The organism is Alteromonas sp. ABD4_190, assembly GCF_056160105.1.
Map to the genome: position 1 here is coordinate 1,496,795 of NZ_JBSWWN010000001.1, position 12,846 is coordinate 1,509,640.

At 46.1% G+C, this 12,846-nt stretch carries 10 protein-coding genes; 9 read left to right on the forward strand and 1 reads right to left on the reverse strand.

Annotated elements, in window-relative coordinates:
* Window positions 1–81 precede the first annotated feature (81 nt).
* Window positions 82–3,879 (reverse strand): bifunctional proline dehydrogenase/L-glutamate gamma-semialdehyde dehydrogenase PutA, encoded by a 3,798-nt coding sequence (putA, locus tag ACXAFM_RS06520; protein ID WP_474833867.1) that lies wholly within the window; start codon window positions 3,877–3,879, stop codon window positions 82–84.
* 440 nt (window positions 3,880–4,319) lie between these two features.
* On the opposite strand from putA, the gene ACXAFM_RS06525 reads away from it, so the two are divergent.
* From ACXAFM_RS06525 to ACXAFM_RS06565, 9 genes are all read left to right on the forward strand, one after another.
* Window positions 4,320–5,942 (forward strand): methyl-accepting chemotaxis protein, encoded by a 1,623-nt coding sequence (locus ACXAFM_RS06525; RefSeq protein WP_474827975.1) that lies wholly within the window; start codon window positions 4,320–4,322, stop codon window positions 5,940–5,942.
* Between the two features lie 315 nt (window positions 5,943–6,257).
* On the forward strand, window positions 6,258–7,973 hold the full coding sequence (locus tag ACXAFM_RS06530; RefSeq protein WP_474833869.1) for a TIGR03545 family protein: 1,716 nt from the start codon (window positions 6,258–6,260) through the stop codon (window positions 7,971–7,973).
* A gap of 98 nt (window positions 7,974–8,071) precedes the next feature.
* Window positions 8,072–8,362, forward strand: coding sequence for a cell division protein FtsB (gene ftsB, locus ACXAFM_RS06535; RefSeq protein ID WP_025256637.1), 291 nt, complete (start codon window positions 8,072–8,074; stop codon window positions 8,360–8,362).
* A 5-nt stretch (window positions 8,363–8,367) separates the two neighbouring features.
* Window positions 8,368–9,126, forward strand: coding sequence for a 2-C-methyl-D-erythritol 4-phosphate cytidylyltransferase (gene ispD, locus ACXAFM_RS06540; RefSeq protein ID WP_474827980.1), 759 nt, complete (start codon window positions 8,368–8,370; stop codon window positions 9,124–9,126).
* Window positions 9,126–9,599: a 2-C-methyl-D-erythritol 2,4-cyclodiphosphate synthase gene (gene ispF / locus ACXAFM_RS06545; protein WP_474827982.1), complete on the forward strand. Its 474-nt coding sequence runs from the start codon at window positions 9,126–9,128 to the stop codon at window positions 9,597–9,599. Before ispD ends, ispF begins: the two co-directional genes overlap by 1 nt.
* Window positions 9,596–10,681, forward strand: a complete 1,086-nt coding sequence (truD, locus tag ACXAFM_RS06550) for a tRNA pseudouridine(13) synthase TruD (RefSeq protein ID WP_474827984.1) — start codon at window positions 9,596–9,598, stop codon at window positions 10,679–10,681. Before ispF ends, truD begins: the two co-directional genes overlap by 4 nt.
* Window positions 10,682–10,762: 81 nt before the next feature.
* Window positions 10,763–11,398 (forward strand): protein-L-isoaspartate(D-aspartate) O-methyltransferase, encoded by a 636-nt coding sequence (locus ACXAFM_RS06555; protein WP_474827986.1) that lies wholly within the window; start codon window positions 10,763–10,765, stop codon window positions 11,396–11,398.
* Window positions 11,395–11,973, forward strand: coding sequence for a YqaA family protein (locus ACXAFM_RS06560; RefSeq protein WP_474827988.1), 579 nt, complete (start codon window positions 11,395–11,397; stop codon window positions 11,971–11,973). The genes ACXAFM_RS06555 and ACXAFM_RS06560 overlap by 4 nt, the downstream gene beginning before the upstream one ends.
* Before the next feature lies 1 nt (window position 11,974).
* Complete coding sequence (locus ACXAFM_RS06565) at window positions 11,975–12,844, forward strand: peptidoglycan DD-metalloendopeptidase family protein (RefSeq protein WP_474827990.1); 870 nt, start codon at window positions 11,975–11,977, stop codon at window positions 12,842–12,844.
* The last annotated feature ends 2 nt before the right edge of the window (window positions 12,845–12,846 follow it).

Below are 12,846 nucleotides of genomic sequence, written 5' to 3' on the forward strand. Positions count from 1 at the left end.
AAAAGGCCAGCGTCAAGCTGGCCTAATATATTGATACAATCGCTATTTAATTAATTAGCTATTTGAAGCAAACGCTACCGCTTATTCATCATCTTCAACTAGGGTCATCAACGACGTGTTGCCACCTGATGCCGTTGTATCAATACTGATAGTTTTTTCGGTCATCAAACGCTGAATAAGGTTATCGTTATATTCCGCGGTAATCACCGGCAAAATAGCCCCTTCACGAGAAGACAGCATGGCCGAGATTCTCGCCGTACGTTCAGTACTCGAATCCACTACAACACCCGATAAATCTTCATCCATCAACAGGGTATCTAAGTGGGCAAGGCGCGCTACTTGGAATAAGCCTTTTGGTGCGCCTGTCGATTCAAACTTGTTCTGAATTTCTACGGCTTCATCATAAAAGATTTCAGACACAACTGACACTACTGGGTTGCCGGTTGAAAGTGCTGTTACAACAGAGAGTAACCAATATTCAAAGGTTACTTCTTTATCGGCAAAACATACCAAGATACCGCGCGGCTCTAAGTAAAGTTTGTTCGACTCACCTGTTGGCCCCGGCAGAACTTGTGGTTTTGCTAACTTGCGCTCAACGCTGATCAGCTGCTGACGCGCCGTCGCAAGTGTACGGTTTAGATCGTCGGCTAGCTCGTCAACAATGTCTACTTTCGCAATTTTCGCTAGAAGTTGGCGTACCATAGAGATGCGGTCGTTCAACGGCGTATGACGCCACTGCACTTCCACTGCTTTCGCTCTATCCATCATAACGTGAGCACGTTCGGCAATCTTTTCATCACCTACAAGTGCAGTATCAGTGCCGTCTACATCATCAATATGTGAAGGCTTAGGCGTAGCGCGCTCCATCATCAAGCGAGACAAATAATTAGGACCACCTGCTTTTGGACCCGTACCAGATAGCCCTCGGCCACCAAACGGCTGAACACCAACGATAGCGCCAATGATATCGCGGTTAATATAAACGTTACCTGCGCGACTTTTTGCTGCAATTTCATTAGCACGCTCTTCAATGCGCGAGTGAACACCCATTGTTAAGCCATAGCCCGTGCCGTTAATTTGCTCTAGTACGCCATCAAGCTCTTTCGACTTAAAGCGCACAATATGAACCACTGGGCCGAATACTTCCTTTTCCAACACATCAATGTTCTTGATTTCATACAGGGTCGGTGGGAAGAAGGTACCGTTTTCAAATTGCTCAGGTAATGGTGAGCGATAAAGTAGCTTTGCTTTATCTTCCATTGCTTTTTGATGGTCTGTTAGGCTTTTAAGTGCCTTCTCATCGATAACAGGGCCTACATCAGTTGCTAGCTGCGTGGGGTCGCCTACCGTTAACTCCTTCATTGCACCAATAAGCATTTCAGTAAGATCATCTGCAATCTCTTCCTGTACATAGAGCACACGAAGTGCAGAACAGCGCTGACCAGCACTCTGGAAACCTGAGCGAATCACATCGTCAACGACCTGCTCTGGCAGTGCCGTCGAATCGACAATCATACAGTTTTGACCGCCCGTTTCTGCAATAAGCGGTACCTGTTCGCCTCCGCGCTCTGCAAGCACTTGTGAAATCAACGTACCCGTTTGCGTTGAGCCCGTAAACATTACCGCTTTAATCCGCTCATCAGGCAATAAGGTTTCACCCACTTCTTTGCCTGGCGATACGATAAGCTTTAATGCATCTTCCGGTAAACCTACCGAGTGCATAATGTCGATTGCACGCTGTGCAACAATGCTGGTTTGCTCAGCAGGTTTAGCAATAACCGTATTGCCCGTTGCTAAGGCCGCTGTAACCTGTCCAAGGAATATGGCCAATGGGAAGTTCCATGGGCTGATACAAAGTACTACGCCACGAGGCTTTAAGCGCTGGTCTTCAGCAAGCTCTTCAGCGCGCACTGCATAATAGCGACAGAAGTCTACCGCTTCGCGTACTTCATCAATGCTGTCTTGCGCAACTTTACCCGCTTCGCGCATACAAATGGCAATAAGCTCAGCCATATGGCGCTCAAGCGCATCTGCCGTACGATTCAGGATCTCTGCACGTTCGCTCACATCACGCTTAGACCAGGCATCAAAACCTGCATCAGTGTCATCTAACGCTTTACGCATTTCATCGGGCGTTGCGTAGTGGTGGTAGCCCACAATGTCGTTGTGATCTAGAGGGTTTACAACAGGTGTAGCGCCTGCAGGAATATCGCCTTTCGCTTTGTAGTAATCCTGCCAGCGTTCAAGTTCATGTTTAAGTGCTGTTACCGAATTAGTGTCGGTAAGGTCTAAACCACGCGAGTTATCGCGCTCAGGCGCATACAGCCCACGTGGCGTTTTAATTAACTTGTTATAACGCACCTTCAAGCGCTGCGTTTTCTCTACAGGATCTTCAAGCAAGGCTTCAACTGGCTTCTCATCATCAACAATCGCGTTAACGAATGATGAGTTCGCACCATTTTCAAGAAGACGGCGCACCAAGTAGGCCAAGAGGTCTTCGTGTTCACCAACTGGCGCGTACACGCGACACTGAATTTTATCTTCGGTCACCACCTGATCGTAAAGGGTATCGCCCATACCGTGCAGGCACTGGAACTCGAAGCCTTCTTTGTCATCGCCAGCAAGCTCAACAATAACAGATGCTGTGTAAGCATTATGCGTAGCAAACTGCGGATAGATGGTATCGCGGTACTCAAGTAAGCGGTTCGCACAGGCGTGGTATGACACGTCGGTTGAAGACTTACGGGTAAACACAGGGAACTCTTCAAGACCCGCCTGTTGGGTCAGCTTAATCTCAGTATCCCAATATGCGCCTTTAACCAAACGCACCATTAGCGGGCGACCTACTTCGAGAGTAAGCTCACGCAAATGTTCGATAACATGGATTGCACGCTTTTGGTAAGCCTGCACCGCCAAGCCAAAGCCCGTCCAACCGTTTAAGTCTTCGTCGCGAAATACGGCTTCGATGATATCTAAAGAAAGCTCAAGACGGTCGGCTTCTTCCGCATCTACCGTTAAACCAATATCGTATTCCTTCGCCATCATACACAGCGCTTTTAAACGCGGCGGTATTTCTTCCATAGCGCGTTCGCGATGTGAAAATTCAAAGCGCGGATGAATAGCAGAAAGTTTTACCGAAATCCCCGGTGAACGCTTGGGCCCACGACCATTGGCCGCTTTACCGATAACTTTAATGGCTTTCACGTATGCATCGTAGTAACGCTCAGCATCATGCATGGTACGTGCGCCTTCACCAAGCATATCGTAAGAATACACATATCCTTTGGTTTCTTTCTCTTTGGCGCGATCCACCGCATCTTCAATGGTTTCACCCATAACGAACTGACGGCCCATAACGCGCATGGCAATGTTCATTGCACGGCGAATAACGGGTTCACCTAAGCGGCCAAGGGTTTGTTTTAATAAACCAAACTGTTCTTTTTTGCGTTTGTCGGCATAGTTCACCATGTTACCGGTGAACAATAAGCCCCAGGCCGATGCATTAACAAATAAAGATTCTGAATTGCCTAAGTGCGGCGTCCATTGACCTTGAGACAATTTGTCACGAATAAGCTCGTCTTGAGTGGCTTTATCTGGAACACGCAAAAGGGCTTCAGCCAAGCACATCAATACCACACCTTCTGCTGTAGATAGCGAGTATTCATTCAATAGTGCGTCAACGCCACCGTGACCTTCTTGTTCACGACGAATTTGAAGCACCATCTTTCGTGCGCGTTCCCATGCGCGACTTCGTGCACGCGGGTTAACCTCGGCGATAGGAAGTATTTGATCCACAGCCACCGACTCACTAATGCGATAGTAGTCTCTTATGCGCTGGCGTAGGGGTGAAGTTGTATGAAGTGTGTCGTTAATGAGCATTGCAACCCTTTCATAGAAATAGCTGTAACAAAAAGCGTTCCCGCCGTGTAAGACTGCCCACGGTTACATGGAAGCGGCTAAAAAACAAGCAAAGTCGAAACCCTGCATTGACCTGTCGTTCTTCTTTTAACTTTATACTTTTGGATGAAGATCACGATGGAACCAAATTTGCGCGGATAGTAGCACACAAAAAGGCCCTGCCAAGCCCCCACAATCAAAGTTTTTCGTTTTCTCTGTCAAGCTACGTATTCAGTGCGTTAGATGACATATACCACCCTTTCAAAGCTCCTCCAGCTTTAGTTAATCAGTCCGTTGACTCACTACGCCAAAGCTCGTAGTAAAAGCTTGTTGAAACTGATGTATTTTTAATCGTAATAAAAAGCGGCTAACTAAAAACCGACTACACTATAAAAAAACAAAATAATAATTAGGTATTGCCAATGTGGTTACGAAAATTTAGCTTAATTCAACGACTGGGCATTATTGTTGCCCTAATTACTCTGCTGTTTGTATTGCTAACTGCTGTTGTTTTAAACAGGCACTATGAAGCTTTAAAGCAAAAGTCCTATGACGAAAACCAACATTTAGTTGAAGTAGTTCACACTATGTTAGCCAGCTTCGAAGCGCGTAGCGACGTAGACGAGGCTACGGCTAAACAACAAGCGCTAGCAGCGGTAAAAGCGCTGCGATATGACGGCAGCAATTACTTTTGGATCCAAGATCAAACCCCTTCTATGGTTATGCATCCCATTAAGCCGGCGCTCGACGGTAAAGACCTAAGAACATTTAAAGACGGAAACGGCAAAGCCTTCTTTATAGAAATGGCGCAGAAAGTCAAAGCGCAAGGGGACGGATTTGTTGATTACGTGTGGCCTCTTCCCGGCGAAGAAACCCCTACTGACAAAATTTCTTATGTAAAAGAATTTAAACCGTGGGGCTGGACTGTAGGTTCAGGTATCTACCTTACAAACCTTGAAGAAGAGTTCGCGCACCTTCGCAACCTTATCTTGGTATTTTGCCTAGTGAGCATTGTGTTGGTTGTACTGCTGGTCTATGTAATAGGTGGAAGCATTGTAAAACCTGTCCAAGAAGTGTCTGAACGGATGAAAGATATTTCTCAGGGAGAAGGCGATCTGACTCGCTCTCTTCCTGAAACTGGACACGACGAAGTTACTCGGTTAGCCCGCTACTTTAACGAGTATACCGATAAAATGCGTCAGTCTTTACTGGGTATTCGCGAAAATATTAGCTCTCTTACCCAGCAAGCTGAACTCGTAGAGTCATCCAGCCAAAATAGTAATGTACAAGCGCAAACACAAAACGAGAATATGCTCCAAGTTGCCGCAGCAATGGAAGAAATGACAACGCAGATTAACGATGTCAGCAGCAATGCGGATTCTGCCGAGAAGAGTACGAGTAGTGCTCGAAGGAACGTTCAAAACGGTGCAGCTGTAGTAGACAGTACAGTGCAAGATATCCGCTCGCTGACCACTGATATAGAAAGCGTGAGCAACGTAGTGACTGAACTTGCTGCGCAAACAGACAGTATCGGCGCTGTGCTTGACGTAATTCGAGGCATCGCGGAACAAACTAACTTACTCGCCCTTAATGCCGCTATTGAAGCTGCTCGAGCCGGTGAACAAGGAAGAGGCTTCGCAGTAGTAGCAGATGAAGTTCGCACCTTGGCAAGTCGAACTGGACAAAGTACCGATGAAATTCAAGCCATGATTGAAAAACTGCAGAGTAACGCGAAAAGTGCGGTAGACGCAGTACAAATTAGTCAGTCTGCGTCAAACAAAACGGTAGAAAATGCCATACAAGCAAACCAAAACCTGCAAGAAGCTGACCGCTTAATGACTGAAATTGCGGATATGAGTAGCGAAATTGCGCGGGCTACCGAGCAACAGGCGGAAGCCGCAACAGAAGCGAATATGCGAATAAATGCGTTGTCAGGGGCTGCTGACAGTAGCTTAAAAACAGCAGATGAACTGGCTGCTGCAAGCCAAGCACTTAAAAGCAGTTGCTTAGCAATTATGGATATAGCAAACCGTTTTAAGCTGTAAACATTTCGAACGCGGCTTAGAGAACCCGTGAAGCAATTCGCGCGCGTTCAGGCCGCTTACACCTTAGCTTCGCCCTTCCTTGCTCTAGATGCCACAATTTTCGATAACAAAAACTAAACTTTGTCGCATTTAGGCGCTCTTAAGCTATCAGTGACAAGCTCTGCCTGTGGAACAAAAGGCCTGAGTGCATTACACTCAGAAGCACATAAAGTGGCCGAGTGCCGATTTCTTTTATGTGATCGGCTTTACCAAAGCATTTAGGCAATGGCTTAAGCGCTTGTAACGTTAGACGCGTATCAAATCAAGGAGTTGAATATGAGTAGTGGTTCTAAGGGGAAGCCTATTTTACTATGGGTTGCCGGTTTTTTTGTGTTGTTATTCTTGGTGTACTTTTTGTTCGCCAACACCATTATAAAATCTATTCTTGAGTCAAAATTAGGTGAGTCATACGGCGCAGAAGTGAACATCGACGAGTTCGACCATTCTCTTTTCCCCACTACCGTTACGCTGAAAGGCATCGCGCTAACCAACCCAACCAAGCCATCTCACAACCAAGTTTTTGTGGGTGAAGCTAATGCGGACGTCGAATTAAAGCCACTGCTTGATGAGCAGGTTATTGTTAATAACCTAGACCTTTTAGAAGTACAGTTTGATACCAAGCGTGAGTCAGAAGGTGAAGTATATCGCGTTCCTGAGCGTTCACTGTCGTTTGATGAAATCAAAACGAAAGCGAAAGAGGCCGTGCCTACGGTTGATGAACTACTTGCACGCAACCCGCTAAAAACGACCGCAGCCATCGAAAATGCCAAGGCTGCTTACGAAACCTATGGCAAAGGTTTGAAAGACGACTATGAATCTTTGCCTGACAAAGCGCGTATTGACTACTACAAAACACAGGTCGCTCAGCTAAAAGAAACGGATTACAAAGACCCTCAAGCGTTGGTTCAAGCCAAGTCAGCATTCGATAAACTGAAAGAAGAGATGCAGGCAGACCGCGCGCTTATCAGCAACTTCACTGAAAAGGCTAGCGATGCAAAACAAGCTTTAAGTGAAAGTGTTGAAGCACTAAAAAAAGCACCACAAGAAGATTACGCTTTACTAAAAGGGGTGATTGCAGGCGATCAAGCCGCCCTTTCTCAAGTGACATATTTTGTGTTTGGTGACAAAGCGGCGGAATACACTGAGTATTTAATGGCCGCAATGCAAATTGTTATGCCGCTTATTCAGGGTGAAGAAAAAAGCGAAGCACCTGCTGAAGTGCCCTCAATTTTAGTAAAAGAGGCTAATGTCTCTGTACTATGGCAAAACGAATCTATCACGAGCAAGTGGAACAATATCACTAACGTTCACGAAGTATTTGGTAACCCAACCACCTTTACTATTGAAGCGGCTGGCGATTTATTAAAGTCGTTTACCTCTAGCGGTGAGTTTTGGATTGATGGTGAAGGTGTTGATGCTAGCCAAGTATGGGAGCTAGCCGGCGTAAATATGTCTGACATTTCGTTTAGTGGCAATGAAACGCTTAATGCCGTGCTCAAATCTGCGCTAATGAAGACTAACGGGTCGATGAAGGTGACTGACAATATGCTTACCGGTACCGGCGAAGTCGATCTACAGCAACTTGTCATGGAAGCAACGGGTACTAGCGATATTACCAGTGCTATCGCTCAGGCATTGCAAACACTAACCAGCTTGAACATGACGATGTTGCTTGATGGCACCCTTTCAGACCCTGGCTTTAACATTAAGTCTGACCTTGATAATAAGTTAGCTAAGGCGGCGCTGTCGCAGCTTACTGCTAGTCAGAAAGATAAACTAGACGAGCTAAATACTAAGCTCAATAGCATGATAAGTAGCGAGCAGTCACTTCTATCTGGCGAGCTTGTTGACGTAAACAGTATGCTTAGCGCAGCCCAAGGCGACAGTGCAGCCCTTCAGGAACTACTTCAAGCTCAGCTTAACAACGTTGTTGAACAGCAAAAAAGCAAACTGTTTGACAAATTGAAGGGTAAATTTGGTCAGGGCGAATAATGCACCTTTGACTCGGCGCTTCTTCGCGGCATAATACAACACAGCAGAGGCACAGTGTCTCTGCTTTTTTCCGCTTAACCATACTGTCAGGTGAATCTGTGTTACAAGGTAAATGGCTTCCCATCGTATTAATAGTACTTCTTGGTCTATTGCAATACAGGCTATGGTTTGGAAAAAATAGCATTCCCGATTACTTCAACCGAAAACAAGAAGTTCATACGCAAGTCCTTCAAAACGCGAACCTTGCTCAACGCAATGCGTTACTTAAAGCTGATATCAGCGATTTAAAAATTGGTTTAGAAGCTATTGAAGAAAGAGCGCGAAATGAACTCGGTTTGATTAAAAAGGGAGAAACCTTTTACCGTATTTTGCCCGCAGATGCTAAGTGAATAAAATGACATCGCCCCGCGTTGTTGCGGTTATCCCCGCAGCCGGAGTTGGCAGCCGAATGAAAGCCGACCGTCCCAAACAGTACCTTACCTTAAACGGTAAAACCATTCTTGAACATACCATAGACGCCTTGTTAACCCATCCATTAGTTGACGAGGTTGTGGTGGCCATCAGCCCAGGCGATGCATACTTCGATACCTATGGACTGCGGGATAAACCAATTCACGTGGTAGACGGTGGCAAAGAACGGGCAGACAGCGTACTCAACGGTATCATGTCTTTAGGAGAGCATGACTGGGCTTTGGTGCACGATGCAGCTCGCCCCTGTATTGAAAAGAGTGATATTTCGGCGCTTATCGCCTTAATAGACAATAAGTCGGTTGCCGGCGGTATTCTGGCAACGCCTGTTAGAGATACCATGAAGCGAGTTGCGCTTGATACCAATACCGATACCAGTATCATTTCTCACACCGAGGACAGAGACGGCCTATGGCACGCACTAACGCCACAGCTCTTTCCCGCAACACTTTTAAAGCAGGCCCTTCAGGACGGTTTAGCAAAAGGCGCAGCGATTACTGACGAGGCGTCGGCTATGGAACTTGCTGGCTACAAGGTAGCTATGGTTAATGGAAGCCCAGCAAATATAAAAATAACTCACCCAGCCGACCTTCCTTTGGCAGAATTCTATCTTAAGCAAAAATTTAGCGCGCAAGGCGACAACCTAAAAAGCCATTGCGCACAAGATCAAAAGGCAAACTTATAATGCGAATAGGACACGGTTTCGATGTACACAAATTTGGCGGCGAAGGTCCCATCACAATAGGTGGCGTGCGCATCGACTACGAACAAGGCCTAGTGGCACATTCTGATGGCGACGTATTGCTTCATGCGCTTTGCGATGCAATGCTAGGTGCGGCAGCACTTGGTGATATCGGCAAGCATTTCCCCGATACAGACGATGCCTACGAAGGTGCCGACAGTCGCGTACTGTTGCGCCACGTTGTGAATGTAGTGAAAGAAAAAGGCTACACGTTAAGCAATGCCGATATGACGATAGTGGCGCAGGCGCCGAAAATGGCCCCACATATTAAAGCTATGCGCGAGATCATCGCGCAAGACTGTAACGTCGTGCTTGACGACATTAATGTAAAAGCTACGACGACAGAAAAACTCGGTTACACCGGCCGCAAAGAAGGCATTGCCTCTCACGCTGTCGTGCTATTGGAAAAACTATGAAGCCCTTAAACACTGATCACTGGCAGTACTATTTCACAAAGCCTGTATCTACTGGCATATTTAAATTCCAAGCCGACGACTTTCAAGTTGTTGAAGATTTAGGCTACACGCCCTGCGGTGAAGGTGAGCACCAGTTTGTGTTTATTGAAAAAACCAACACAAATACCGCATTTGTAGCGGAACAACTTGCGCGCTTCGTTAACTTGCCACTACGCCAAATTACTTATGCTGGTCGTAAAGATAAATACGCAGTAACACAACAGTGGTTTGGCATACACGCCCCAGGCAAACCAGATTTCGATTTTAGCAATTTCGAGCTGGAAGGCGTTAAAGTACTCAAACAAATGCGCCACAACAAAAAGCTGCGTACCGGTCAGCTTAAAGGCAATCACTTTACTATTACCTTGCGTCAGGTATTGCACCCAGAAGCTATTGAAGAGCGTTTGCAAGAAATTGCAGAGCATGGGGTACCTAATTACTACGGCGAGCAACGCTTTGGTGTAATGCGCTTAAATGATATGGGTGAAGTACAGCGTGGCGGAAATCTGGTAATGGCCGAACGCATGGTAAATGGTGAAACCATTAGGCATCGTAACAAACGCTCTATGGCACTTTCAGCACTGCGCAGCTGGCTGTTCAATGAAATGCTTTCTACGCGCCTTGAAAAAGGCACATTTGATAAAGTAAACCAAGGCGATGCACTGGTGCTTTCGGGGTCTAATAGCTTTTTCATTAATGAAGGTGCTCAAGGCTCAGAACAGCAACAAGATGCACAACGTCGCTTTGCTGCAAAAGACGTGTGCCCTTCAGCGCCACTTTGGGGTAAGGGAGCACTTGTTACGCAAGCTGACGCGCTAGCATTGGAGCAGTCAGTAGCAACACAAAATATCGAAGTTATCGACTTTTTAAGTCAATGCGGCTTCGAACAAGAGCGCCGAGCGATAAAAATTTGGCCTTCACAGCTTGAATGGCAGAGTAAGGGTGATACATTTACAATCTCGTTTGCGCTTCCAAGTGGCTGCTTTGCAACCTCAGTCCTTAGAGAGTGCGTAGAGACCTTATCCCCCATTAACCGGGTTTAACAGTATTGATAGAAAAGTGTGGCGCGCAACAGATTTAACCTCGCGTAGCTGTGAATAAAAATAAAGGAAGTACGCAACATCATGAGAGCTTCTAGAAAAGGAGACGCGTTAGCACAACTGCTTTATAACGAGGGAATACGTTCACAAGCAGTATTGAACGCCATTGCTGGTACGCCGCGGGAAAGCTTTTTACCCGACGCGCTGAAACATAAGGCCTATCAAAATACGGCACTACCGATAGGTCAGGGCCAAACAATTTCGCAGCCTTACATAGTTGCGAAAATGACAGAGCTATTGCTAGGTAGCCCTAATAAACCCGAGAAAGTACTAGAAATCGGTACGGGATCGGGTTATCAGACTGCTATTCTTGCGCAGCTATTCGCCAAAGTCTTCAGCGTAGAGCGTATAAAATCATTGCAATTCCAAGCCAAGCGCCGAATGAATCAGCTCGACCTTCACAATATTGCAATGAAACACGGCGATGGTTGGAAAGGCTGGGCATCAAAAGGCCCATATGACGCCATTATTGTCACCGCCGCAGCTGCAAGTCTTCCAAAGGATTTGTGCGATCAACTTAAAGAAGGCGGACGGTTGATTATTCCGGTGGGTAACGAGCAACAAGCGTTGCTGTGTATAGATAGGATTGAAGGTGAACTAAAAACATCGACCATTGAATCGGTTCGATTTGTTCCCCTTGTAGCAGGAGAGCTAATGTGAAGCTTTTTGAGCCGTGTTATGACATGGTGTTACGCTGGGCGAGACATCGTCACGCAACCAAATATTTGGGCGGGTTAAGCTTCTCAGAGTCAGTTTTCTTCCCCATTCCCCCTGACGTGATGCTAGCACCAATGGCCTTGTCGCAGCCTAATAAGGCGTGGCAGTTTGCTCTAATTACTACCATTGCCTCTATTTTGGGTGGTATTGCTGGCTACTGGCTTGGTTACTTCGCGTTTGATGCTTGGCTAGCTCCGCTTATAGAAAGCTGGGGGTATACCCATAAAATTGAAACTGCAATGCAGTGGTTTAAAGATTATGGTGTATGGGTAGTCTTCTTAGCGGGTTTCTCACCCATTCCTTATAAGATCTTCACCGTTAGTGCCGGTTTTTTACAGATGGCTTTTCTTCCCTTTGTGCTTGCATCCGCCATTGGGCGCGGCGCGCGATTTTTCTTAGTTGCAGCTCTTATGCGCTGGGGAGGAGCCGCAATGGAGCAAAAGCTAAGACAGTATGTAGAAGTGCTTGGATGGGCAGTCGTTATTCTTGCCGTTCTCGCTTATTTACTATTGCGGTGATATGCATAAGCCTCTTTTTCATATAGGTTTTTTGTTATATTTTTGTGTACTTATCGGGGGTTGTGCAGGAAGAACTGCGCCAGCTCCTGTTGTTTTATTAAATAGCCAAGTTTCAGATGGAACCGAGGAATACACAAAAAACACCTATAAAGTACAACGAGGCGATACACTTTACGCAGTAGCTTGGTACACCGGAAACGACTATCGCGATTTAGCAAAATACAACCAATTATCAGCCCCTTACACCATTTTCCCTGGTCAAATTTTAAAGGTTACACCACCCTCAAATGTAGCTGTAGCCCCCGTAAAACCTAAGGTAAAGACCAAACGGTCAACAACTCCGACCACCTCTAATGTAGACAAAAGTTTGGTTGACCGCCCATCGCCACCAGCGTATCGTAAAAGTGAAAAAGTTGTTAAGCCACAAAAAGTTACGACTGTCAAGAAGCCGTCACAAAGCGTCAAAAAACAAACGCCAACGAGCTTCCCAAGCAAAGTACAAAAGTGGGTTTGGCCTGCAGAAGGTAAGTTAGTTGGTACCTTCAGTAAGTCAGAGTCAGGCAATAAAGGAATTGATATTGCTGGTGCCAAAGGCAGTAAAGTCGTCGCAGCAGCAGATGGAAAAGTTGTTTACTCAGGGAGTGCCTTAAGAGGTTACGGTAAGTTAGTTATTATTAAACACACCGATACTTTCTTAAGTGCTTACGCCTACAACGACACTATTTTAGTTAAAGAACGAGAATGGGTGTCAGCGGGGCAGCAAATTGCAACCATGGGTGATAGCGGAACAAATTCGGTAAAACTTCACTTTGAAGTTAGGTATAGAGGGAAATCATTAGACCCGATGAAATACCTGCCAGTATTAAAATAATA